At 53.3% G+C, this 23,950-nt stretch carries 21 protein-coding genes; 8 read left to right on the forward strand and 13 right to left on the reverse strand.

Annotated elements, in window-relative coordinates:
• Positions 1-248 precede the first annotated feature (248 nt).
• From amrS to AEQU_RS13055, 3 genes are all read left to right on the forward strand, one after another.
• A complete protein-coding gene (gene amrS / locus AEQU_RS08890) occupies positions 249-1,151 on the forward strand; it encodes an AmmeMemoRadiSam system radical SAM enzyme (protein ID WP_244874820.1) in 903 nt (300 codons plus the stop codon).
• A gap of 175 nt (positions 1,152-1,326) precedes the next feature.
• Complete coding sequence (locus tag AEQU_RS08895; protein ID WP_022740597.1) at positions 1,327-1,776, forward strand: hypothetical protein; 450 nt, start codon at positions 1,327-1,329, stop codon at positions 1,774-1,776.
• A gap of 104 nt (positions 1,777-1,880) precedes the next feature.
• On the forward strand, positions 1,881-3,401 hold the full coding sequence (locus tag AEQU_RS13055; protein WP_022740598.1) for an ATP-binding protein: 1,521 nt from the start codon (positions 1,881-1,883) through the stop codon (positions 3,399-3,401).
• A 201-nt stretch (positions 3,402-3,602) separates the two neighbouring features.
• Here AEQU_RS13055 and AEQU_RS08905 read toward each other — a convergent pair whose 3' ends face one another.
• On the reverse strand, positions 3,603-4,574 hold the full coding sequence (locus tag AEQU_RS08905) for a hypothetical protein (RefSeq protein ID WP_022740599.1): 972 nt from the start codon (positions 4,572-4,574) through the stop codon (positions 3,603-3,605).
• A gap of 125 nt (positions 4,575-4,699) precedes the next feature.
• Between AEQU_RS08905 and AEQU_RS08910 the strand changes: the two genes are divergently transcribed.
• On the forward strand, positions 4,700-5,155 hold the full coding sequence (locus AEQU_RS08910; protein ID WP_022740600.1) for a DUF6998 domain-containing protein: 456 nt from the start codon (positions 4,700-4,702) through the stop codon (positions 5,153-5,155).
• A 372-nt stretch (positions 5,156-5,527) separates the two neighbouring features.
• The gene (locus tag AEQU_RS08915; protein WP_144079483.1) at positions 5,528-5,860 is read left to right on the forward strand and encodes a CdiA C-terminal domain-containing protein; all 333 of its coding nucleotides are present in this window, start codon (positions 5,528-5,530) and stop codon (positions 5,858-5,860) included.
• 391 nt (positions 5,861-6,251) lie between these two features.
• On the opposite strand, the gene AEQU_RS08920 is transcribed toward AEQU_RS08915, so the two are convergent.
• Positions 6,252-6,758, reverse strand: coding sequence for a hypothetical protein (locus tag AEQU_RS08920; RefSeq protein ID WP_022740602.1), 507 nt, complete (start codon positions 6,756-6,758; stop codon positions 6,252-6,254).
• Positions 6,759-6,904: 146 nt separating this feature from the next.
• Complete coding sequence (locus AEQU_RS08925; protein ID WP_022740603.1) at positions 6,905-8,128, reverse strand: hypothetical protein; 1,224 nt, start codon at positions 8,126-8,128, stop codon at positions 6,905-6,907.
• Between the two features lie 171 nt (positions 8,129-8,299).
• On the opposite strand from AEQU_RS08925, the gene AEQU_RS08930 reads away from it, so the two are divergent.
• Positions 8,300-9,433: a hypothetical protein gene (locus AEQU_RS08930; protein ID WP_022740604.1), complete on the forward strand. Its 1,134-nt coding sequence runs from the start codon at positions 8,300-8,302 to the stop codon at positions 9,431-9,433.
• A 149-nt stretch (positions 9,434-9,582) separates the two neighbouring features.
• Here the strand turns inward: AEQU_RS08930 and AEQU_RS08935 are convergent, their stop codons facing one another.
• From AEQU_RS08935 to AEQU_RS08960, 6 genes are all read right to left on the reverse strand, one after another.
• Positions 9,583-11,157 (reverse strand): ImmA/IrrE family metallo-endopeptidase, encoded by a 1,575-nt coding sequence (locus tag AEQU_RS08935; protein WP_041714667.1) that lies wholly within the window; start codon positions 11,155-11,157, stop codon positions 9,583-9,585.
• Positions 11,147-11,890: a M48 family metallopeptidase gene (locus tag AEQU_RS08940; protein ID WP_022740606.1), complete on the reverse strand. Its 744-nt coding sequence runs from the start codon at positions 11,888-11,890 to the stop codon at positions 11,147-11,149. Before AEQU_RS08940 ends, AEQU_RS08935 begins: the two co-directional genes overlap by 11 nt.
• A complete protein-coding gene (locus AEQU_RS08945; protein WP_022740607.1) occupies positions 11,880-15,011 on the reverse strand; it encodes a type I restriction endonuclease subunit R in 3,132 nt (1,043 codons plus the stop codon). The genes AEQU_RS08940 and AEQU_RS08945 overlap by 11 nt, the downstream gene beginning before the upstream one ends.
• 1 nt (position 15,012) lies before the next feature.
• Positions 15,013-16,221, reverse strand: a complete 1,209-nt coding sequence (locus AEQU_RS08950) for a restriction endonuclease subunit S (protein ID WP_022740608.1) — start codon at positions 16,219-16,221, stop codon at positions 15,013-15,015.
• The gene (locus AEQU_RS08955; RefSeq protein ID WP_022740609.1) at positions 16,215-18,728 is read right to left on the reverse strand and encodes an N-6 DNA methylase; all 2,514 of its coding nucleotides are present in this window, start codon (positions 18,726-18,728) and stop codon (positions 16,215-16,217) included. Before AEQU_RS08955 ends, AEQU_RS08950 begins: the two co-directional genes overlap by 7 nt.
• A gap of 67 nt (positions 18,729-18,795) precedes the next feature.
• A complete protein-coding gene (locus AEQU_RS08960; protein ID WP_022740610.1) occupies positions 18,796-19,008 on the reverse strand; it encodes a helix-turn-helix domain-containing protein in 213 nt (70 codons plus the stop codon).
• Between the two features lie 551 nt (positions 19,009-19,559).
• On the opposite strand from AEQU_RS08960, the gene AEQU_RS12505 reads away from it, so the two are divergent.
• Positions 19,560-19,895 (forward strand): hypothetical protein, encoded by a 336-nt coding sequence (locus AEQU_RS12505; protein WP_144079484.1) that lies wholly within the window; start codon positions 19,560-19,562, stop codon positions 19,893-19,895.
• Between the two features lie 16 nt (positions 19,896-19,911).
• Here AEQU_RS12505 and AEQU_RS08965 read toward each other — a convergent pair whose 3' ends face one another.
• The 4 genes from AEQU_RS08965 to AEQU_RS08975 form a co-directional block, all read right to left on the reverse strand.
• Positions 19,912-20,124 carry a hypothetical protein gene (locus AEQU_RS08965; protein ID WP_041714668.1) on the reverse strand — a complete coding sequence of 71 codons (213 nt, stop codon included), beginning with the start codon at positions 20,122-20,124 and terminating at the stop codon, positions 19,912-19,914.
• A gap of 70 nt (positions 20,125-20,194) precedes the next feature.
• Positions 20,195-20,335 (reverse strand): hypothetical protein, encoded by a 141-nt coding sequence (locus tag AEQU_RS12640; RefSeq protein ID WP_022740611.1) that lies wholly within the window; start codon positions 20,333-20,335, stop codon positions 20,195-20,197.
• Between the two features lie 45 nt (positions 20,336-20,380).
• Complete coding sequence (locus AEQU_RS08970) at positions 20,381-21,541, reverse strand: IS256 family transposase (protein ID WP_022740612.1); 1,161 nt, start codon at positions 21,539-21,541, stop codon at positions 20,381-20,383.
• A gap of 167 nt (positions 21,542-21,708) precedes the next feature.
• On the reverse strand, positions 21,709-23,073 hold the full coding sequence (locus AEQU_RS08975; protein WP_022740613.1) for a KAP family P-loop NTPase fold protein: 1,365 nt from the start codon (positions 23,071-23,073) through the stop codon (positions 21,709-21,711).
• Between the two features lie 265 nt (positions 23,074-23,338).
• Between AEQU_RS08975 and AEQU_RS08980 the strand changes: the two genes are divergently transcribed.
• Positions 23,339-23,887: a hypothetical protein gene (locus AEQU_RS08980; protein ID WP_041714669.1), complete on the forward strand. Its 549-nt coding sequence runs from the start codon at positions 23,339-23,341 to the stop codon at positions 23,885-23,887.
• Positions 23,888-23,950: the final 63 nt, after the last annotated feature.

Here is a 23,950-nt window from a genome sequence, read left to right on the forward strand (position 1 = left end):
AGCATCGATGATTCTAGCAGTAATGGAATGCGACGGTGCGCCCCGTCCGGCCCGCGCGCCCGATCTCCCTTGGCAATGGCGCGCAACCGGGCCGGCTTAGCTCCGGGCGAACTTCTGCGCCCCCACGCCGCGGGAAATCGGGGACGTCGGTATCGGATTGGCGGCGCATGCGAGCCGCCAAAGCCAGCGGACCGCCCTTGCGCTACTATGGCAACGAGACAGCCGAAGCAGACGAGAAAAGAGGCGCCGTGGAAGATACCGAAGGCAGAGTCGCAGCGCAGGATTTTTCAGGGGAAGAGCCCCGCGGCCTTAGCGCAGACCGCGCTGTGTGCCCGATCTGCCCGCACGCCTGCGCGCTGGCCGAGGGGCAGACGGGGCTCTGCCGTGCGCGTGTCGCCGAGGGCGGACAGGTGATGGATGCCAACTACGGGCGCATCACATCGCTGGCGCTCGATCCCATCGAGAAGAAGCCGCTGGCCCGCTTTCGCCCTGGAAGCAAGGTTCTCTCCGTAGGTTCCTACGGCTGCAACCTGCGCTGCCCGTTCTGCCAGAACGCCTCCATCGCCTGCGCCGGCGAGCGCGACGTGCCCTGGCGCGAGGTGACGCCGGCCGAGCTGGTGGATGCGGCCGCATCGCTTGCGCCCGAGGGCAACATCGGGCTCGCCTTCACCTACAACGAGCCGCTCGTGGGCCTCGAGTTCGTTCGTGACACCGCACGCCTCGCCCTCGAGCGCGGCCTGGCCAACGTGCTGGTGTCCAACGGCTACGTGAACGACGGTCCGCTACATGAGGTGGCGCCGCTCATCGACGCCGCCAATATCGACCTGAAGGGCTTCACCCAGAGCTTCTACGACCTTGTCGGCGGCGACTTGGACACCGTAAAGCACACCATAGAAGTGCTGGCCGCCACCCCCACCTGCCACCTGGAAGTGACGACGCTCGTCATCCCCGGCCTGAACGACAGCGATCAGGAAATCGCCGAGGCCGCCCAATGGCTCGCCTCCCTGGATCCGACGATCCCCTACCACCTGACCCGCTTCTTTCCCTGCCACCGCCTGACCGACCGCCCCGCCACCCCACCCGAAACCGTCCATCGCCTAGCCGACATAGCAAAGCGCTACCTGAAGCACGTCTACGTAGGGAATTGCTAACGACCAACCTTCCCTCTTGCGCGGTTGGCCCTTCTGCTGTTAGACTGCATTTCCGTCAGCGAAGGCGCTGGCGCATTTTATCCAGAGTCGGGGTAGAGAGTTGGCTCGACGATCCCGGCACCAACCGGCCGCGCGGCACGGTGGTCCCGCCAACATCGATGAAAGGAGTCCGGCTATGGACAACGTCTCTGTGCGCGATGCGCGCGAATTTCTCAACCTGAGCGTCGAGCGGCCGAGGATGCACCTCCTCGATGAGCCCACGGGCTACATTTCGGCCATGGGAAAATCCAACTTGGGCCACCAGATGCGCTACAGCGTGGAGCGTCTGGAAGCCGAGCTGGCCGACGACGGCGAGCCGCGCGTGCTCCAGTTGGTCTGCGAAGGCGACGAGCGCGAGCCCCAGTCGTGGACGCTCTATGCCGACGGCCTCAAGTGCGCCCGCGGAACCGGCGAGTTCGCCCGCGCGTGCTTCTGCGAGGCGGCCGATACGTTCATGGGCGTATGCCGAGAAGCCGTGCCCGCCGCCGCCCTCCCCTCCCGCAGCGCGCACGACTACGATCTGCTGCGCACCGCCCGAAGGATAGCAGCCGTGGAAGCGGACGCCTCTCGTCCAGCAAATCGATAACGACCGATAACGACCGATAACGACCGATAACGACCGATAACGACCGATAACGACCGATAACGACCGATAATGCCATCGGAACTCTAACGATGAGATGGGGCAACATGAGAGACACCGCCGTGAAAACATTGCGCGAGAATGGCCAACTGGAAGCAAAACGCGCCAAAGGCGGTGTGCCCGAGAGCGTCTGGGAAACCTACTCCGCTTTCGCGAATACCAACGGCGGGCTCATCATCCTCGGGGCGGAAGAAAGTCCCAAGGGAGAGGTCGAATACGTCGGAGTCCCAAACCCCGAACAGCTCGTTAAGAAATTTTGGGACGGGGTGCATAATCCCTCGAAAGTCAGCGCCAACATTCTCACGGATGATTCGATCACCATTGAGACGATTAACGACTGCGACATTATCCGCATCCAAGTTCCTCGCGCTAATCGTCATTTGAAACCCATCTACATCGGCAGCAATCGGGAAAAGGGGACTTATCGCCGAGATGGCGAGGGAGATTATCGCTGCTCATCCGAAGAAATCGTTGCCATGATTCGCGATGCGAGCAATGAACCACTCGATGACGCCGTGCTTGAAGAGTTCCCGTTAGATGCCCTTTCGTGGGACACGGTAAGCCGATATCGAGCCGTGGTATCAGCTGTCCGACCGAATCATCCGTGGCTCAAGCTTGACAACGAGGAATTCCTCGTGAAGTTGAATGCCATTGGACGAACAAACGGCGAGGGAGAATTTCATCCAACACGTGCCGGCCTTCTCATGTTCGGTTTCGAGCACGAAATCGTAAAGGAATACGCAAACTACTTCCTAGACTATCGCGAAGCAGACCATGAACGCCGATGGGCAGACCGCATCGCATCGCAAGACGGAACGTGGACGGGAAACCTTTTCGATTTTTGGACGGAAGCACTGCCGCGACTGACGGGCGGCCTTAAGAAGCCTTTTGCCCTCGACAGCAATCTCCAGCGCATCGAAGACACCGAGATGCACGCCGCAATAAGGGAGGCGCTCGCGAACGCACTCGTTCATTCGGACTACTATGGAAGAAGAGGCATTGTCGCTCTGAGATATTCTGACCGAATCGAAATAGGCAATCCCGGCAATTCACGCGTGGCGCTCGATGTGGTGAGAGCGGGCGGAATTTCAGATGCGCGCAATCCGACTCTGATGCGAATGTTCGGGCTTATCAGCGCTTGTGAGCGAATGGGAAGCGGATTCGACGTTATGAGCAACGCTGCGAAAGCGGCAAGCGCTCCCCCACCCGAAATCGAGGAGCTTTTCAACCCAGACCGCGTAATGGTAAAAGTCTACACGGGAAAGCTGTCTGCATTCCACCTTGACACCGACGCACCCAGCGATAGCTCTCCCTCCGAGACAAACCACACGCCGGCTTCTTCCAGCTCTGCCCAGCCATCCGTGCCCGCTCCACAACTTGCCCTTTCCCACGACCTCGCAAAAATCGTAGAAGTCGCCCAAGAAAAGGGAAGTTTTACCCGTAGAGATGTGGAATCCGCATTAAACTGCGGGCCGACCAAGGCCAAGGGGCTCATTACCGAATTGCTAGGCATGGGCATTATCGCGTCCGAAGGCTCGGCGCGCGGAACAAGATACCGCTTGCGCTAGAACAAGGGGCGATTCGGCCGCCCCTACAACTCGACGCGGTTGAATTTGGCTAGGATCTCACTGGCCTCTGCGAGCTGCTTGCAGGAAATGATGCCTATGACCGTGCTTCAGCATCGCGGCGGCCTCACGGGGAGGCGCCCGAAGCTTTCAATCTGCGACGGAAGTGGGTAGAAGCAATGAAGCGTCACGCCAACAGCAAAGCTACCTCTGCTGTACCTGCTTCCTCACCGAGGAAGAGATGCGACGTCCCCTAGTGCGGGCAGCGCCCATGACGGCCGACACACCACCAAAATCGAGGCCGGTAATTATCTTGACAACCTGCAAGAAAACCATCAGCACAATAAGCGGTATAAGGCAGGAGGTCACAACCATCACGGCCACCGTGTCTATCATGTTGTTCAGCTGTTGCCCCAGATTGTCCAACGCGTCTTGAACGCCCTGCGTTATCGCGGTGAACCCATCTTGCATCGCGTCAGCGATTCCCTCCAGGAGGCCCTTATCCTCTTGCGTGTCCTCTTGGACGCTTTCTTCGAGTTCCTGAGTCGCTTGTTGCGCTGCCGCATTAGAAGCGGCGATGGATTCATCGAAGGTCTTGTCGATGTTGTCCGTGAGCCAAACACTCGCTGGCACCACCAGCGCCAGCGCCAAACCGAACGCCGTGAGCTTCGTGCCCAGTCGCTGAAGGTTCACTTTTGCCAAAGTGCCTCGTCTCAAGAAAACGGCTATGGCAAAAAGCACGCATGCCATCGGTATCAGTATCCCGAACGCCAGGAACCCAAAGGTCGTCAAAAGGAACTTCTCGAGGTAGATCACCGAAAGGATAACCACGAAATAAGAAGCGAAATCGGCAAGCTTGTTAGCAATTGCGGAGCCAGTATCATCGGGGAGCACAGAAATGGCAGCCGAAGCTGCCGTGGTAGTAGCCGCAAGCCCCATAACGTTGAGCTTCTTTTCATCCAGCGTCTCGTACATGCCCGAATACGTCGATGGCGATGAGGCGATGTTGGCCAGCAGCAGAAGGGAGATCAAAGCGGCCACCACCAAAACGCCCGCATTGATCACTTTGCTCTTAAGCGGTCGCTCCTCCAAATCCCGCTCTTCCCCTAGCTCCACGCGTTCGAAAACCAATTCGCTGCCGCCGTTTTCATCGATCGGCCGAATACCGTCATCCATTGCTATCCTTCCTCTATACTTGGCCTGTTCAGTATAGACAGCATTGCAAGCATCGACTTCGCTGGTCGGACGATTGGCCATTAGACGGAGCGCAAACGATAACCACGAAACTTGCAGGAGAACAAATGCCCGAAGACGAGAAGCTGAGCGAAACTATCCGCGAGCTGTACGCCATCGTCAACCAGCTCGAACGCGATTACAACAAGCATGATCGTCGCTTCACGCTCGACGGGCACCTCCTCGGAAGCATCGGTGAAGTTTACGCGGCTGAGCGCTATGGCATCGAACTAGCGAAATCATCGTCCGAGCGCCACGACGGCACCACTACGGATGAGCGCAAGCGGGACGTTCAAATTAAGGTAACCCAAAGAAGCTCTATCGGGCTCAGCTCAGAGCCCGCATACCTGCTCGTCCTGAAAATCGACGAAAACGGCTCGTTCAAAGAAGTGTTCAATGGCCCCGGCAATATTGTCTGGGAGCTAGTCAAAAACAAGAGACCTCCAAAGAACGGCCAGTATCAGATCTCGCTGAGCAAGCTACGCACGTTGAACGACAATATCGCCCCCGATGACAGGATCTGAATCTGCCGGACAAGAAGCGCAGGCATCAACTCATTAGCATGGTCTGGCGACAGTATTCCCGTTTCTGCTAAGCCTTCGCAGAAATGATGCCTATGACCGTGCTTCGGCATCGCGGGCGGCCTCACGGGAAGGCGCCCGAAGCTTTCGATCTGCAGCGGAATGGGTGGAAGCCGGGACTCCCGGCAAGACGCCAGCGCTCAAACCGCACGGCACTCCCGACAACGGACTACCCGACAACCCCAACGCGAAACCGCAACGTCTACAGAAGGATCGAGGGTTTGCAAGCTAATGTTGTACGGCTACAATTGCCCCATGAATTCAAAACGAGGACAGATAATCATTCAGTCGGGAGCCAACGTATGGCCACACGAGATGAAAACGGCAGAAGCGCTTGCGGCAGCCGGCCGCACCGTAGAATTCATTCGGCGAAGCGAGGAGCAGCGCACAACATCAGCCGATGCGATAATCGACGGCATCGTCTGGGAGATGAAAGCGCCAAAAGCATCGAACCTAAAGGCCATTGAGAAGAACCTTCGCAAAGCGCTCGACCAATCCAATTGCGTTATTCTCGATTCCCGCAGGATGAAGGGAATACCCGACCATGCTATCGAGCGCGAACTTCAAGCGTGCGCGGCCGGACGCATCAAGAATCTCAAGCGTCTGTTGTTCGTGAATCGTAAGGCGCAGGTCATTGACATCAAGTGAGTTTGGTGTAACATTCAAAACGCAAAGCGCCCGAACGGTGAGCCATCACCTGCCTCCGGCGCTTTACTTTTTACGATGCTCCGAATATCCCGAATACCAGAGCCCAGGTTTCTCCCGATTTCACCCTGCGAAAGCGAATATGCCAACTAGACACTTAACAAAGTGATGCCTATAACCGTGCTTCGGCATCGTGGACGGCCTCGCGGGGAGGTGCCCGAAGCTTTCGATCTGCGGCGGAAATGGGTGGAAGTCAGAACTCCCGGCAAGATGCCAACGCTCAAACCGCACGGCACTGCCAACAACGAACTACCCAACAACCCCAACGCGAAACCGCAACGTTCCAAAGTATCCTTTGCGGGGAAAGCCACAGATCCGGAAAGCAAGCGAGCCCTTACAGCTCGACCGAGAAGACCTCCGTCTGGTTGACCAGATCCAGCTCAAGCTGCAGCGCGGCGATCTCGTCCGCCACGGCGCGGTAGTCCGCCTCCGCCCGGGCGACGTCGTAGTTCGCGTACCGGTACTCGATGGGCCCGCTGCCGCCGCCGAAGTACCGGTCTCCCAGCCGCTCCTTGGGTTGCCGCGAGGCGAGCCCGTTCAGGCGCTCCTTGCGCCCCGACAGCTGCGCGAGCAGGATGAGGGCCTCGTCGATGGTGATGCCCCGCTCGGGCAGCACCGTCTGCATGTTGAACCGGTGCAGGGCGTGGCGAATGGCCCGCGCCTGCCCGTCGATCTGCGCGACCTTCTCGCGCACGGCCCCGTAGTCGTAGGCGGGAGGTTCGGCCGCCTCGCCCTCCGCGAGCACGTAGGTGCTCACCTCCTGTTCGGTCCGCAGGAGCCGATCCTTCTCATCCTGCAACCTCCGCAGGTACTTGTTGGCACTAGCCGATGTGAATTCCACGCGACCACCTCTTCCACACGCCGACCATTCGATGGCCTCCACCATACCAGGTGCCAGCAGCCGCATTCAACAGTCCCACTAGTCCGATTTGAGATTGATACTTTTGCGTTTGCTGAAACACGTCACGAATCAGCAACGACACACGCTTACGAAAGAGGGAGCAGGTAAACGTTCTCCCCGTCCGCAGCCAACTGGTACGGATGGTTGTGCAAGTCGTTCACCGCCTCCAAGCTTTGCTTGAACGGAAGAACGTTGGGGGTTTTCGCGTGCCACGGTTTCTCCATGAGACTACGCGTTTGACCCTCGTTGAAACTGCCGACCCCCCTACCCACCTTTTCAAGAGCCTCATCGACGGAAGTCCGTTCGCCCAGCGGCGTCTGCTTGACGAAAGCGCCAAGCCCAGCAAATGCCGCTGACGCACCCCTGAGCGCTACCGAGTCAGCCGCCCCCTTCGAGCTTTCCTCGATGGCGTTATAGCATTCGGTGTATAGCTTGCGGTATTCATTCCCGTGATCGCTGATCTTCTCCGCTATCGCATTCAGGTTTGCCTCATCGAAATTCTCACTCAGCATGGGCTCCAGGAAGGCTGCGAACGAATACGTATAAGTCGCCAATTGGTACTCTTTCAGCCGGTCAAGCACTTTATCGAGCCGGCCGCCCACGGCAAAGCGCAACTCCACCGGCCCTCTCTCGCCCATCTTGGTTCTTATCTGCGCACGTAAATGAATGATGGCCTTCTCGGATTCCTGCTTGATGTCAACGACTTTCATATGGGCATTCTTGCGCCAGATAACGTTGTTCCAGTTATAGCGATATGCCTCAAGCACGTCTTCAAGCGTCTTAACGTTGCCTCGCAGCTCGGCCTTATCTTTTTGACGCATGTACTCGAACATCTCGTTGACGGTATCCTGGATAGCATCAAGCTTTTGGTTGATCTGCGCAAGCGCAGCCGCCATGAAGAGCATCGTCGGATCATAGGGCATCGTGGCCACAGACTGGATCGTACCGGGATCTACTTGATGGAATCGAGCCTGTCCAAAGCCAGTAGCTGCATCTCTAAAAGAGCCGAGCATTCCCGAACCATCGTTGAATCTCTGCAGCACAGACGGGTCGAGAGGATTGCCAAGCTTGTCCGTGGCCTGCAGCAAAGTTGGCGCGTTGATCGTTGTCGTGACGGAACGGAACATAGTTGGAAGGGAAGCGAGCCCAACGCCCAAAGCCGCCGCCTGATCGAGCGGAAGCTTGAAAGAGTCGCCAGCATCGACTTTGATATCCGTCGTAGCAAGATGGATTTCCATATTTCCCAGCTGCTCACGAATCTGGAACATGCTCGTATCGTCTACGCCCGATTGGTCTTCAGAAATACCCATTTGTCGTCCTCCAGACTCGGCAAACCGACCGTTTACTTATTATAGAGCGAAGGAAGCCGAGCGTCCGCCAGACATGGCACAAGCCCGACAGCTTTCTATTCACGCTTTGATCTTGAAGTTTTTCTCGCCTTATACGACATGGAGTCCGTCACAACAACAATGGGGTTCTTAATGGACGAAAAGAAGCAGAATGAACTTGCAATCCTCAAAGAAGCGCTGCAAAGAGCCCGGTCGAACGGGGGTGAGGCCCGCAGGAATGCAGACAAATTAGCCGGCGAAATCCACCCCTTCGAAAGGCTGGATTTTGCTATCTCGTCAAAAACCGGCAAGGTCATAGGAATCGAGCATTTTCGGGTGGACCATTTCGTTCGCCAAGACAAAAGCGTCCAGTCTGCCGCTGCAACTTTCGTGAATAGCTGCGAAGACAAACGAAGGCAAATGCTATCGAATGGCGCACCCAACCATTTCACTGACGGAATGCTTGGACAAATCGGCGAAATGATCAGCCAGCAAATTCACCTCTCGAATAATGCCAGCGTTGACGATATAAAGCGATCTCTTGAGGCGCGACTATTCGGAGCCAGGGGTCACATATCGAAGATTGAGTCCTATCGGGCCAATCTGCAAAGCTTCAACTCGGCAAGAGCAATCGAAATGGGATTTCTTATCGAGATTCATTCTGACCTTCGGAATCTCTTTCTGAATGACGCCCATGTTGCCCACAAGATCCAGCTTGGAGAGCTGCCTCTCTTTGAAGACGCTTACGATCTTTTAGCTAAGGCCGCATCAACTCTTGACTGGATAATCCTTGCTTTCTACGGCGCCACAGACAACGAAATCCACAATGCCGTCATTATCAACTGCGCTAATGGCAACTTTTCACATAGTGCCAGCATGCAGGGCATTTGCGCCATTCCTTATCTAGGCTTAGACAAGACAGCGCCGAAAGCACGCCAGTATCGCCGAGGTAAAGCAGAATTCACTGTTGGCGAAGAAGACATAACCTATTTAGTCGAAAGAACGTCGCCGCCCATCGATCCCGAACAACTTTGGCAGAGAGCAATCACTGACGGAGCGATAGCGCTTACGAAAGCCAGAGAGGGCAAGCCCTTTGTAGCAACTCTGCCCGTTCAAATGCTGTATGAAATGCTTCTCGACAAAGTAAAACACCGTCAAGGCCCGGTCACCTGCAACACTACGGAAAAGCTGCTATGCTCAATGAACGCAGCTGAGCGCGATCTGCGCATCCAGCGCTTTGCAGATAAGTGGGGATTTCCAAGCCTTAATTCGAGACCCAACTTCTAATTTGTTGATTCACAACGAAATCAAACGCAATCCTGATGCGATGCGGACGTCGGCCTGCAAAATATCTGACGCATCAACCTTCGGACCACAATCAATATTCATATGGCGCCAAGCATGATGAATGAAAGAAGAAATTATTCGGTGAAAGTCTAGCCTCTGATTTTGCTTCCAAGTTCAGGAAGACCACGTGCAACCAAAGCACCGTTAAAATCCGCTATTGAGAGACCGGGCATCTTATCGATTATCTTCAAACATGTTTTGTAGGGTTCCTCGTTCTCTTTCAGGTTGTGATCGGATTTTGCGAATAGCTTGATTACCGTTCTTGTGCCAAGTTTCAATCCTACGCAAACTGCCATTAAGTGGTCTTTACCGATAGTGTTGTAATCGTCTTTCCTGATTCTTCCGAAGTAGTTTTCATTAAGCATAGTCGCTTCCATGAATATTTTTGCAGAGCCTATGCCTTTGCGTTCCATTAGATACGAGAGGCATTCACAAAGCGATACGGATTGGGTTGTGAGCATATCTTGAAAAGTATCATCATCTTCAATATCGAAGAGCTGATCTGCAAATGCTTTGTAAACCTCGTCAGGCTCATGAGGCAAATCACGCTGGTCGGCTGGCAGGAACGCCAGCAAACGTTGGTCGGCTTCCGTGATGGAACGAAGGAGGAAACCTGCTCCGTCCAAATCTTTCTTGAAGTTTGCGTAACTGCGAACGTTATACGCCCTGATATTCAGTGCGCATCGAGCTAGGTTCTTCTTGGCTTTATTAGTGAGCTTAAGGTCTACTCCGTCCTGCATGACCCAATCGTGGCTTGCGAGGACGAAATAGCCTTCGACAAAGAGGTAATGGTTCTCTTTGAGCCATGAAGCAAGTACGGAGCTTTGGTCGATAAGCTCGTATGCTTCGGTGGGAGTAAGCGCGACGAAATCATCCTTATGGTTTATGTCGCTAAAAACGCTTTCGTAATCAGGAAGCTTCGATAGCTCGTGTTCCAAGCCGACCTCAAGCAAGCGGTACTTTACAGATTCGCGCGATACGATGAAGAAGTCGCTTAGAGCCTGTACGAGATCGTCGCATGTGATACCGTTTGATTCAGGCTCTTCGTGCAGCAGTTCTTCGGCTTTCAGCTTGAACGTATGCGCAGGCATAAGAACACGCGGAGCAAGGCGGTGCGCCTGCCATTCGAGCCAGTCAAAGTTGTTCTTTGCTGATTGTTGGGCGTTGGGCTTGCGACGACTTCCCGAGCTTCTGCACAGGAAGGCGTTAGCATCGGTACGTGTTGCGTTCTCGCGCATGGCCTTTATCTGAAAGTACTTGCGGTCCTTCTCCCAATGCAAAGCTTCATGGATGAGGGTATTGCGCATGGCTCCAACGCTACGGCGGCATTCAGAATCCGGGTCAATGAGGATGGTGCCAGCTTTATAGAACTTCGATGTTGCGTTACCAGTAGCAGGGTCGATGATTGGGATTTCACTATCGAACAGAACGCAGCAGCCGAACACGTCCCCATTGCGCGAGAGTTTTGCCTCAACGACGTTCAGGCTTTCGTCCTCTATGATCTTTTCCACGGGAAGCGCCATGGGAGATTTGAGGACTTCGGGGCATCGCTTGGTCAGATACTTAGTGGCATAGTCGTCAAGCCGCCTGCTGCCTATAATCAAGGCACCAGTGCGCTTGTCAACGTCGAGTATTTCAGACCAGTCGTGACTTTTAATCGGCATCTGTTGCACCTATGTTGCCGTCTATGTGATCCAAGGGCATCGAGTTGAGCAGAGCCTTAGCTTCTTGCCAGGTAGGATAGAACTCTTCGACGAGGGATTGGAAGCGGTTGGTATGGTTGCTTTCGAGCAGATGAACCAGCTCGTGAACCAATACGTAATCCAAACACTCAGGCGGCTTCTTGACAAGCTGGAGGTTGACCCATATGCGGCGCTCTTCGATGTTGCAGGTGCCCCATTTGGTCTTCATGTTCTTGATGCGGAATTCGTTAGCTGCTATGCCCGTACGCTGTTCGCAACGCTTTGCGACGATGTTAAGGACGCTTTTCAGCTCGGCTCTGTACCATTCGGTCATGAGACGCTTGCGCTCGGTCTCTGAGGCACCATCAGGCACGTACATGACGAGCTTTGCGCCTTCTTTGTTTACGCGAGGCTTTGATGCACCATAGACAATCTGGAGCTTGTAGGGTTTGCCCCAAAGATAATGGGCTTCGCCCGTAATATAGCTACGCTTGGTCTGCCTTGGCTGAGACGCCATGCGCTCTTTGGCCTTTGAGACTTCAGGCAGCTTCTTCAAGAGGAACAGTTCTATTTCTGATGTGGTAACGTCAAGCGGCGCCTTGACGGACACGGTGCCTTCAGGCGGGTCAACATGGATATAGAGGTTCTTCAAGTTGGCCTTCCTGAAGATGCCTACTGAGATACCACCGATGAAAAGTGTTTCTTTAGATGTCATAGTCTGGCTGCTTCTGGACAACGAATTCGAATAAGTGTTCGACATCGGCAACGGCGGCATCATCAGACCATCCATCGGCTAGAAGAGCCTTGTATATGGCTTGTTTGATGAGTTGCTGGACTTGCTGATTGCTTTTCCAACTGGGTCTTATGGCATCGCGAACTGCTTTATCAACACTCAGAGCCAAAGCGGCTTTGCCTACTCCTTCGAAATAGTCATAGAAGACCATAGCGGGCTGGTTGCCGTTGATCCCTTCTGGGTATTCGTCTTCATCATAGGGATTGACGATTGAGCGAGCCAGTTCTTCGACCTGACGTAGATATTCCTCGTAGGCCATGGCCTCAATCCTTCTCTGCAGGATGATCTGCTGAAGCTTTTCGGATAGCTTGCCGTAGTAGACCGGATTGGAATCGATGCGACGTACTATCTCGAATTGAAGGTTGTTCTCGATGATCTCTGCCTTCGCATTGTGACTACCTGTGAGACCATCGAAAATTTCACTAGGGCTTGTTGTGGGGCTATTCAGCAATAGCTCCACGATGGACATGTCGCCGAGCTTGCTGATGGTTGTGGACTCTTTGGCGCGGATGTAGGTATCAAGAATGTAGCGCATATCGGCTTCATAGGGCTTCAGGTCTATGTAGTCACAACTGGCAAGGCGGATCATGTCTTTGATCTTGCTATAGTTGCTAACCTTGGTGCGAACGTCTTCTACATCGGTTTCTGTGTATCCATAATCGGAAACGAGCCTGTCACAGCAGGCGGCAAAGGAGCGGGATAGCGAGGCAACGAGCGCATAGAGCGTATCGCGCTTGGCGCGTCTTTCGCGCTCTTCGCTCTCAACGTAGTCGTCGCCGCAGAAGAACTGGATGCAAGACGAGTCGTCATTCTTATTGGGAACTTGTTGGAAGAGCGAATCGAGGGAAGCAAGTGCTGCCTCCATTTCGGCCTTTGCTTCGTCATAGCGATTCTTGACCAGCCCTTCGATGTCCTCTTTGTCGTATCCTGAGAACGCATCGGATGTGTAGTCGTTGATGGCCACCTGCACATTTCTGAACAGGTCTTTGTAGTCAACGATGTAGCCATAGTCCTTGTCTTCTCCATCAGGGCGGTTCACGCGACAGATGGCTTGGAAGAGGTCATGGTCGCGCATCGATTTGTCAATATAGAGATAGGTGGCAGACGGGGCATCGAAGCCCGTCAAGAGCTTGTCCACGACGATCAGAAGCTTCATGTCGGCAGGCTCTTCTTTGAAACGCTTTTTGGCAACGTCTTCGAATTCTGTGACTTTCATGTCGCCGATCATGCGCTCGTAGATGGACTTCTTGTATTCCTCTTCGCTTTCGGTGGTGAGGTCGATGGTGGCAGTGCGGACGCTTTGGGCGGTTGGCTCATACGAAGTCACGACAGCGCACTTGGTAAAGCCCATGGAATTGAAGATTTCCCAATATTTGCATGCTTCGAAGATGCTGTTCGCGACAAGCATTGCAGTTCCTCGGTCGTCTTTGAGGCGAGGGCGCATGTTCATGTCAAAGATGATGTCAGAGGCAATCTTTTCAAGGCGATCCCTTGAGCTGTAGACGCGATTGAGGGTTGCCCAGCTTTGCTTCAGTTGTTGCTTGGCATTCTCTGTAAGGCCTCTTGTCTTCTCCTCGAACCACAGATCGACCTTCTCCTTGCTGGTGAGGTCCTGGTCAACGTCACGTGCTTCATAGCGGAGGTCGAGGATTACGCCGTCTTCGACTCCTTCATCGAACTTGTAGGTGTGGATGTAGGTGCCGAAGGTCTCTAATGTGGTTTGCTTGTCGGTCTTGAGCAGTGGAGTGCCCGTGAAGCCGATGAGCGTAGCCTCGGGCATGAGTGTTCGCACGGCAGCATGGAGCTTGCCTGAATTCGTACGATGGCATTCGTCGATGAATGCGACGATGTTGCCCTTTGGCGAATAGTCCGACTCTAGGCCTGCGATGAGCTCTTTGCGATACTTCTCTATGTCTAAGTCTTTGCCAGCGTTGTGGCCATACTTGTGCATGAGCGAGCAGACGATGGCGTCTTGATCGGTATTCAGCACGTTGCGCAGGTCTTTTCCGCTTTTCGCCCTGCGGATGCTCATATCGACGTCGTAGAAGAGGCTCTCTATCTGGTCATCGAGTTCGTCGCGATCCGTGATGACGACCACGCGCCCATTTGGGATAAGGGGTGCCTCCACGATCCATTGGGCGAGCCATGCCATGATGAGGGACTTGCCAGAGCCTTGGGTGTTCCAGATGATGCCGCCTTCGCCATCGAGGATGCGCTTGCGCGCGGCGATGTTCGCGAAGTACTGGTTGTGGCGTGCAACCTTCTTCTTGCCAGCATCGAAGATTATGAAATCGTGGACGAGGGACAGGAAGCGATCTTTCTGGCAGAGGGAGATAACGCCGTCATGGAGCCTGTTCGTTTGCTCGGCTTGCATGGCTGCGATTGCAGCTGAGAGATCGTCTTTGGCGTTCTTGTCCTCCTTCCATTGGACATAGAACTTCTGCGGCGTCTTGATGGTGCCGTAATACAAGCCTTCGGATTCGTTGCCAGCGAAGAGCAGCTGTTCTGTTGCGAAGAAGGATTTGATGTTCTCGTCCTTCTGATTCTGGAGAAGCTGGCGGATGCCCTCGCCAGCACTAATGCTGGAACGTTTCAGCTCGAACATTCCGAGAGCTATGCCGTTTATGTATATCACCAAGTCTGGACGCTTGCGGGATTCACCGTCAGACCTGAGAACGGTGACCTCTTCCGCGACATAGAAGTCGTTGTTATCAGGATTGTCCCAGTCGATATACCAAAGCGTGGGACGCGTATTGTTTTCGCCCTTCACGTCAACGCCATAACGCAGCAGGTGATAAACATCCTTGTTCACTTGATAGAGCGAATCGACCTGATTGCTCGCTGCGCGGGTCAGCTTGGATATGGCGTTGCCTATCTGCTCTTTGGTGTAACCGCGCTTTTCAAGGTTTTTCCGTAGATACCTGGGCTTGATGGGCGTGTTGTCTTGCTCTTTAAGATTGCCCATATAGATATAGCGAAGATTATCAACTAGCCAATCGATGACACGACCTTGAGCTTTGATTTCGCCATCAACAGAAGGCATGCTACACCTCCCAATCCTTCAAGCGCACGCGACCTGTTAGAAGGTCATCCATTGCGCCATCACGTATCTGCTTCCATTTATCGCGTTCGGCTTCAAGGGCTGAGATTTCGTTATCTAAGGCACCAAGTGTATCAGCGATAGCAAGTTGTTCAGAAACGCTGCTTGGCATATTAAACGCAAAGCGTTTCAAATCTTTTTGATAGAGATGTTTGATGGTGGAACCCGCAGAAAGAGCGTCAATAAAGTCCTTAAAAACAGAAGATGACAAAACACGATATAGAAACTTTGGATGAAGCCCACGTTTAGTTCTAAAAACGAATACCCCACTATTTAACGTTGCGGGATGGTTAAGTTTTTGAACGATAGCAACTTTGCCAACAGTGCCATCTTTGGTTACTAGTATGTCGTCTTCGGTTACTTGAATGTTCTCGTCAAGGTCGTATCTCTCTTTAGATACATAGTTAATCCCGACGAGCCTGATGTGACCATCGGAAAAGTCTGTGCCACCTATTAAATAGCTATATCCTTGAGTAAGGTATTCATCCTTTTTGAGACCTTGCCATCCGATTCTCGCCTTTGGGGTAATAACTTCATCAAATGAAACCATTTTCCAATCATCTGAGAATCCATCTAAACGTGATTTCCCAGTCGTTAAATCATCAAGGGCGGCTTCGCGGATGTTGTGCTTCTTTTCGATGAGGGCGTCAAGGGATGAAACCATGTCATCGAATTGAGTTAGGGTTTCAGCGATGGCGCGTTGTTCTTTCAGGGGCGGCAAAAGAATTGGCGTGTTGAGAATAATGTTATTATAGAGCCTGCTTATCGTGGTTCCTTCCAAGGCACGCCAAGGGAAGGATCGATAGAACCAGTAAAGGTAATCTTGGTCAACTTTCGTTCTGTCGACATCCAGCCAAACGATATTTGAATCTTGGAAATATGAGTCTTTGCCATCAAAGACAACTGCTTTACCAACTGTTCCTGCTGCGGAAATCAGAATATCGCCAGGAGAAGGGTACGAGTATTGCGCTTTATAGGCTTCAAATAAGGATTTGTTGATATACGCATCTGCAGTATCGCCAAATGTACCGATTTTATAGAAAGGTATATCGCCTATTGGTGTGGTTTGATATTGAAAAATGCGACGACACATCTTGATGCGCCCAATATCACCAAGGTTGCATGTATTCCAATCTGCAGGATAAGTCACCATGCGTAACCCATCCTTTCAAGTGCGGCAAACGATGCTTGACGTGTTGCATCTACCTCTCTATCAATCTCTGAAAGCGTGTGTTCGTAACGGTTAGCGATCAGTAGCAGCTGGGAAGAAAGCATGTGAACGTTCGCGTTGACTACATCACATATTCTGGTTTGGATGCTTGGCATCCATTTCATATCAAGGAGAAGGGTCTTGATTTCTTCGATAGTTAGCTCGCCGTATTTCTCTGTGACCTTTTCGTCGAGTTCTTCACGGAGTTGCTTGGCTTCCTTATCAAGCTTTTCCTTCTCTGCCAGCTTGTCTTTATAGGCAATCAAAGCATCGTATTCGTCTTTGTCTGAACTTGAGACGACAGCGCCTTTTGAAGGCTTCAATGCTTTGATGCGGTTGTTCAGGTTGCCTTTTGGGATGGCATCGCCCTTTTCATTCAGAACCCCCAGAAGAAGGCCGTCATCACCCGACTCCTCTTCGCGCATCTCGTCCAATTCGGTATCAAGCACGGAAGCTGCATCATGGAGAGCATTGATGGCAGCCAATTCGGGCGCAAAGTAAACGCTCTCGATGATGTCGCGCGGGATAAGCGAGCCTTCGAAGGATTTGACCTTTGACGTGTCGGGAACGGTAATGGTGTCGCCTGCGGCATTTTTGGATTTCTTGGTCTTGTATTCGTAGTCGATGAGGCGAGCGGCTTCATACCCATTGGCCTTTATCATGTACACATCGTCTTGGAGCTTTTCGTTCCAGTAGTTAAGAAGGCAATCGTAGGCATCGTAGGCGTCAATCAAGACGGCGCTTTCATACGTGTCGATGAGCAAGCTTGAGAGATGACGAATGAACATCTTGGGGTCTGTGTCAGATGAAATGTTGAGCAAGTCTGGCTTTACGGATTCAGCCCAAGATACGAACAGCGTTTCGCATTCATATTCGGTTTCCGATTGGATGTTGCCATCTTCCCTGATTGTAGCCTCTATATCCACGGACGGAAGAGCAAGGTGGTATGTCTCATGAACGGTGTCGAGCGGAGAGAACACGATGCCTTTCAGATTCGGGGACACTTCCCAGAGCGTTTCCAACGTGTCGATGTCGACATTAGGAATGCCGCCGTTCAGGTGAGCTGCGATGTTTTGGGGAAGCACGTTTGAAGGGCGTTGGATGTAGCGAGAGATGTTGAGGTTTCCATCGTTTTGCTCCACAACGTCTGTGTATGTGACATAACGCGAGAACCCAGGCACTTCTTCGCGCGAGAGGTAGGTACGAACGATCTTCTCTATGTCCTGCTCGCGCAAGCGGTTCTTGGCACCGTCCTTCTTGAAGCCTTGGCTCGCGTCGATCAGGAACACGCCATCGCGCTGGTCTGCGCCTTTCTTGTCGAGAATGATGATGCAGGCGGGAATTCCCGTTCCATAGAACAGGTTTGGCGGCAGGCTGATGATGCCTTCGATGCAGTGCTTCTCTATGACGTGCTTTCTGATAGTGGCTTCCGCATCGCCTCTGAAGAGAACGCCGTGAGGGAGGATGATGCCAGCACGGCCTTCTGAGTTGAGGGACTTGATGACGTGAAGCATCCACGCGTAATCGCCCTTCTTGGCAGGCGGAATGCCATATCCATCAAAACGGTCGTACTTGTCGTCTGCGGGGTTGACGCCATCGCTCCACGACTTGTCCGAGAAGGGCGGGTTCATGACGATAAAGTCGAACTGCCTGAGCTTTTCGTGATTGAGATACTGGGGGTTGGAGAGCGTGTTGCCTCGCTTGATGACGCCTTCACCCTTTTGGTGAAGCACGAGGTTCATCTTCGCGAGGCCGGCAGTGGAGTTGTCTTTTTCCTGCGCGAATATGGTGACAATGGACTTGCCATTGGCGTCTTTTGGAGCTTCGTCCGCTGCGCGAATGAGAAGGCTGCCGCTGCCTGCAGCTGGGTCGTAGAGCGTGTAATACCTCTTTGTTTGGGAGTACTGGATGTCGCCGATGCCTATGAGGCGAGCGATAACGCGGGAGACCTCGCTTGGGGTGTAAAACTGACCTTTGCTCTTGCCTGAGTCCTGAGCGAACTTCATCATGAAGTACTCGTAGGCATCGCCGATAATGTCGTCGCCGCTTGCGCGGTTTGCCTTGAAGTCAATGGCTGGGCTCTCGAAGACGCCTATGAGGCCAGATACCTTATCGACGAGTTCTTTGCCGCTGCCGAGCTCGTCATGGTTGTTGAATGAGACTTCAGGCAAAGAGCCTTGCAGGCCATTTGCAGCGAGGAACTTGGAGATGATGATGTCGGTTTTTTCGCCGACATCGGGAGTGTTCTTGATAGCGATAAGGTCGTCGAACGAGGCACCTTCTTCAACTTGGAATTCGCCGAAGGTCTCGCCTTTGTATCTGTCAGATACGTATTTGAAGAAGAGCAAAATAAGGACGTAGTCCTTGTAACGGGCGGGCTCAACGCCACCACGGAGTTTGTTGCATGCTTCGAAGAGCATGGAGTAGAGTTCAGATTTCTTCACGGCCATAGTCCTTGTTCGGCTCCTTATATATAGAACAACTTCATTGAGATGAGGGCAGCTTGAGGGCGCGGCGTTAGTCCTCTGAGGGCTTGTCCATCGCGCTTCTGCCGCTGGATACCCAATCATCGAGTTCGCTGCGTTTGAAGCGCCAGAGCTTGCCGATGCGGTATGCAGGTAGATCGTCTTTCTTCTTGATCCAGCTGCGGAGGGTGACGGGCTTGACGCCCAGATACTCCGCTGCATCTTCGATGCCGATGTAGGCTTCTTCTGCTGATGGCTCTGTCATGAGTCTGCTTCCCTTAGTCGTTTGCTCAGAAGTGTAATCGTATGCATCAGATTGTAAGGGACATTGAATGACATTACATGATATTTGCTGACATTTGGTGCGGTTTGTGCGCATGGGTTGGTGAGGCGGTTTGGTGCGGTGTGTCGATGTTGGACGGTACGAAGTCGCGGAGTTTGAAAAGTCTTCAACTTGGGAAGTTGGGGGGTTTGCTGCGTGAACGATGCGCAGTGATTGAAGTTGTGAGAAGTGTCCTGTTTTTGAACTGGGGAGTTGCTGATTTCTGGTTCCGAGAGTCCCAACTTCTGAAGTTGAGCGGTATTTGCGACATTACTTCAGAATGAAAGCGGAAACAGAAAGTGTACAAGCACAGGCGTTTCTGACAGACGTTCTGAAGTTCTAGGCGTTTTCGGTTCAGGCTGTCTGTCACATACAAGCAAACAGCTTACCAACCGAAATGGGAGCTGCAACCAAGATGGAGTACGCCTAGGTTGCTGCGCTTTGCGCAAGCTGCTTACCCGAACGTCCTCCTTCCTTAGAGGAGTAGAGCAATTATGGATGCGAACGCAAACCAGGCTGACGAAACGAACGGACAAGCAAGTCAAATTTGGACAAAAACCGTCTACGGATGGCAGCAAAAAGGATTCAGAGCCATGCGCGAAAAGCAAAGTTGCTTGCAAAAAGTTAAACGCATCAAATGCCCAAAAGGCAACAAGCAGACTTGCGATTTAGGCTGCGCTCGATATCCACGCCAAAATAAAGCCCGCGACGAGCAGGCAGCTGAATCATTGCTTCGTATCGGCGATTTGATAGCCAAATTTCTTAACAGCTTGCTGACCAATCTCATAGTGCAATTGCTAATCGATTTTCTCAGAGCTTCTTGCAGTTAGCGAGGACAAGAGCAGCCTATCGCACCGCCACCGGACGCTGGAACCTCACACAAGAGCGTTTCAGCGCGAAAAGCTCGATTAGGCGCCCTACGCTGCGAAAGCGGTAGGGCGCCCCGATCATCATCTCGATCTTGTTACCGACGGCCTCGAAACAGGCATTGCTGACGTCGGATTCGACGGCGGCGAGGACATCTTCCTTGCGTCTGCACACCCTCTTTTCCACCACCACCTAGACAGTCCCCTCGACAATTACTCCCCCATCTCCAAAGCGCTCATGGAGAAGCGCTTTTCGAAACGGATTAGCTTTCGCCGCCCGTACTAAACACCGCCATACACTCAGCCTTCGCCTCGGGCAGGAGGCACAGCATGGCGCCCAGGCCCTCGCAGTCGCCGCGCACCAGCAGATCTATGTAGGCAGCCCCTCCTCCAGGTACTGTCAATAATCTTGCGCACTTTGACTGAACGCCCCATGCGCTTCGGCATGATCACTCGTCAAGCAGCGATACGTCCAGATACCTTCTCGATCCCCATTCGCTGTCGGCCACGTACTTGAGCCTGGCCGTCACCAGCATGAGCGCGCTCTTGCCGTCGGGGAACGTGCCCACGACCCGCGTCCGGCGGCGGATCTCGCGGTTCAGCCGCTCTATGGCGTTGTTCGTGCGGATGCGCCGCCAGTGCCGCATGGGGAAGCGCGTGTAGGTCAGCGTCTCGGCGGCGCCCTCGCGCACGCACTTGGCGGCTGCCGCCAGCCTCATCTCGTCCAGCGACGCCGCCACCGCCGCGGCCTTCTCCATGCTGGCGTCGAGCGACTCCTGGGCGTGGATCGCCTTCAGCATGGCCGCCACTCGGCTCCGCCTGGACTTCGGTACCTTGGACAGGACGTTGCGATAGAAGTGCACCGTGCAGCGCTGGCAGGCCGCTCCCGGGAACACCTCGGCGATGGCGCCGGTCATGGCGGCGGCCTTGTCGCCGGTGAACATGCGCACGCCGGCAAGCCCGCGGGCCCTCGGCCACGAGAGGAACTCCCTCCAGCACTCGGCGGACTCGGTGAACCCCTCGGCGGCGCCGATGACCTCGCGGTAGCCGTCGTCGTTGACGCCGATGGCCACCATCACGGCCACGTTCTCGAAGGAGCCGCCCCATGCGCGCTTCAGGTAGATGCCGTCGACGAAGACGTAGGGGTAGCCGCAGGTGAGCGGCCTGCTCCTCCACTCCTCGACCGCCTCGAACGCCTTGTCGTTGAGGTTGGAGACGGTGGCCGCCGAGACGGACGACCCCCACAGGATCTCGGAGACGTCCTCGATTCTCCTGGTGGACACGCCGGCCAGGTACATCTCGATCATGGCCTCCTCCACAGAGGTCTCGCGGCGCTTGTAGCGCTCGATGATCGCCGTGGCGAACCTCATGCCCTTGAGCTTGGGCATTCTGAGCGTGACCTGGCCCGAGGTGGTCGTGAGGCCTCGCTCGTAGTGGCCGGCGCGGTAGGCCTCGCGCCCTGCCGTCCTCTCGTAGCGGTCGGCGCCTATGAGGTCGTCGGCCTCCTCCTCGAGAAGCGCGTTCAGGGCGTCCTCGACCGTCTGGCGGACGAGTTCCTTGAGCTCGCCGCGCACGGCGGCCTCGTCGAATGTTACGATGGGATCGGACATGGCTCTGCCTCCTGGTTGATCGAATCTAGACAACTCAATCATACCAACGGCAGGCGCCATGTCTTCTGGTATCTAGACTGTGCTGCTGTCAAAGTGCGCAAGAGATTGTACGTTACCGGCTTGGTGGTCGCACAGCTCCAGCAATCAGCGTATTTATACTCGCAGGCTCATTGGTCGCCGTTGTATCGTCGGAAATCAAACGAGCACAGGGCGTCGACATCTATTGCCATCCAAAGCAAATGCCCTAGATCTTGATAGGCTTTTGCACGTCTTTCATCGGTGCTGCTTGAGTCGATGAAAATAAGACAACATAGATCCGTTATGTACTTTCTACGGATATCGTCATCAACGTCACCGATGTTAGGATAAGTAGAACGAATCGCTGAGTTGAGGAAATCGACAAACGCCGAGGACTTTGCCCCAAAGTCATACACCCTTTCGAACGACTGCGCCATACGTACCCTACGCCAAGTTTCGGGATCTTCGTGCTCCAAAAAGATGAGCACAGGCAGCAACCCCGCCTCAGCAAATACGACACCAAAATCAGCGCCAATGCGTGAGCGTTTCGCATATTTTTCTGCATCGCGAATGGTCATCTTGAGTCTATTTATATCCCTCATCGTACCGGACGTCGCCTGAAGCAACTCAGCCACGATGGCATCAAATCGTCCACTGTTGTACTGGGGGGCTGCGGTTTCGTTAAAGTAGTTCTGCTCTCTTACAGGAGTCATCTCGAAACGTTTATCGTAAAATCGCTCCAAGTATTTTCGAGTCGCAAAAGAGCCCCCATAAAAGCCTTCCAAGGCGTTTGCCAATTGCTCCAAGTCCATCGAGTACACAATGATGACTCTCTCGTTTTCAAAGAGGTTTTTGATATCACCTAGAAGACGAATTGCGTATTCAGGCCTGCACCGATCTAGCTCATCGATAAACAGCACCAGTTTTTCCGCCCTCTCCGCCAAGGTACTGTCGATGAACTCAGATATCTCCTCCTCCAACTTCCGCCTGTTCCGGTACTCGTCGATTAGCCGATTACCGCTGAATTCGTTTACTGCCGTAGATACGTTCGGGGCACGCCCCAATAAGCCACCAATCGAATCTAGGACAGCTGCCGCCTTCTGCAGCATTCCATTATTAGACACATCGCAATCAACTTCGCAATCTGCTGCCATCGACGCAATCACAGAGCCGAGCGGATTATCAAGCATATCATTCATCCACGCATTGAAGTAGACGGGGAGAAACCCCGAAGCCTCTGTTTTCATCGCACTCTCATCCACTGCCCAAGAAAGCGCATTTCTCCCACCATCAGAATCGACATTGGGATTCCTGGCCTCTAGAATCATGTGGACGGATTTCACAAACATTGTCTTTCCATCGCCCCAAGGCGCATCAATGCATAAGGAAAACGGCGGTTCTATTTCATCCAACAATGAAATGAAACGTTTGATATCTGCATTCCTAGACGTGATATCTTTGTCCAGGCACGCAAGGATATTTGCCTCCGTCGGTTCAAGATCCAGTCTTTTCATGATTGATCCTTCCGCATGTACTAACCTTAGGCGAATCGTCTTCTAATCTAAATTGCAAAAGCACGCATCAATATAGAATACCGCTTATTCACTAGCTATCGAGAGATTGGTCTTTTTCAAGATTCGAGCAGCCTCGCGAAAACCTTTTTACGCATATCCGAAAGTTCACTAGCAATTAGTATGATTACCCTATAGCATTAATAGCGACAGCAAAAAGAAGTCATGCGGAACCCTATATTATCGAACTTCTACAGAATGGATGTGAATGGACTTTCAGCCGTTAATCAATGCGCTGCCTACGCTTCTTGGCGCCATCATTGGCGCAATCGTCAGCATCGCCACCACAATGCTCAGCAATTGGCATAGCGAGAAAATCGAGACAAGGAAACGCGCCGACGACCATAAGCGCAAGATGGAAGAGCAGCAAATCGACAACTACGAGAAGCTACAAGAAGTTGTTCTCGATTGCGCAAGGGCAAATGTCGTCGAATATATTCAAATTAGGGATCTTTATGCTACCGGCGTCACGCATGCAGAGGTACGAACCGATGAAGAGAAGAGCGAACTGTTGCGATTGAGCCAGGTCCAATTTTCGATCCTCTGCGATAGGGTGCTTAGCGACAGAATTCGCTCTCTTGCGAAAGAATTCAATAGCGCAAGCAGCAATATGGTTCTATTTGCACGCAACAGCCGAGAATTGGAGGATGCTTTTCTTGCATATAGAACCGCCACAGATGAACTAATTGACGGCATAGGCACAGAACTGCGAAAACTGCTTGCTTCCGAGGCCTCGACGACAAGCACCACAGCATAATGCAAGCAGTTGATGGCAGCGAGCGGTACATAAACATGCAGGATTGAAGATTGACGAGCAAGT

The organism is Adlercreutzia equolifaciens DSM 19450 (assembly GCF_000478885.1).
In the GTDB taxonomy this organism is placed as follows: domain Bacteria; phylum Actinomycetota; class Coriobacteriia; order Coriobacteriales; family Eggerthellaceae; genus Adlercreutzia; species Adlercreutzia equolifaciens.

Coding starts and splice junctions, on each gene's coding strand:
- AEQU_RS08895 (WP_022740597.1), top strand. CDS start 1,327: ATGGACAACGTCTCTGTGCGCGATGCGCGCGAATTTCTCAACCTGAGC.
- AEQU_RS13055 (WP_022740598.1), top strand. CDS start 1,881: ATGAGAGACACCGCCGTGAAAACATTGCGCGAGAATGGCCAACTGGAA.
- AEQU_RS08905 (WP_022740599.1), bottom strand. CDS start 4,574: ATGGATGACGGTATTCGGCCGATCGATGAAAACGGCGGCAGCGAATTG.
- AEQU_RS08910 (WP_022740600.1), top strand. CDS start 4,700: ATGCCCGAAGACGAGAAGCTGAGCGAAACTATCCGCGAGCTGTACGCC.
- AEQU_RS08915 (WP_144079483.1), top strand. CDS start 5,528: ATGAAAACGGCAGAAGCGCTTGCGGCAGCCGGCCGCACCGTAGAATTC.
- AEQU_RS08925 (WP_022740603.1), bottom strand. CDS start 8,128: ATGGGTATTTCTGAAGACCAATCGGGCGTAGACGATACGAGCATGTTC.
- AEQU_RS08930 (WP_022740604.1), top strand. CDS start 8,300: ATGGACGAAAAGAAGCAGAATGAACTTGCAATCCTCAAAGAAGCGCTG.
- AEQU_RS08935 (WP_041714667.1), bottom strand. CDS start 11,157: ATGCCGATTAAAAGTCACGACTGGTCTGAAATACTCGACGTTGACAAG.
- AEQU_RS08940 (WP_022740606.1), bottom strand. CDS start 11,890: ATGACATCTAAAGAAACACTTTTCATCGGTGGTATCTCAGTAGGCATC.
- AEQU_RS08945 (WP_022740607.1), bottom strand. CDS start 15,011: ATGCCTTCTGTTGATGGCGAAATCAAAGCTCAAGGTCGTGTCATCGAT.
- AEQU_RS08950 (WP_022740608.1), bottom strand. CDS start 16,221: ATGGTGACTTATCCTGCAGATTGGAATACATGCAACCTTGGTGATATT.
- AEQU_RS08955 (WP_022740609.1), bottom strand. CDS start 18,728: ATGGCCGTGAAGAAATCTGAACTCTACTCCATGCTCTTCGAAGCATGC.
- AEQU_RS08960 (WP_022740610.1), bottom strand. CDS start 19,008: ATGACAGAGCCATCAGCAGAAGAAGCCTACATCGGCATCGAAGATGCA.
- AEQU_RS12505 (WP_144079484.1), top strand. CDS start 19,560: ATGGATGCGAACGCAAACCAGGCTGACGAAACGAACGGACAAGCAAGT.
- AEQU_RS08970 (WP_022740612.1), bottom strand. CDS start 21,541: ATGTCCGATCCCATCGTAACATTCGACGAGGCCGCCGTGCGCGGCGAG.
- AEQU_RS08975 (WP_022740613.1), bottom strand. CDS start 23,073: ATGAAAAGACTGGATCTTGAACCGACGGAGGCAAATATCCTTGCGTGC.
- AEQU_RS08980 (WP_041714669.1), top strand. CDS start 23,339: ATGGACTTTCAGCCGTTAATCAATGCGCTGCCTACGCTTCTTGGCGCC.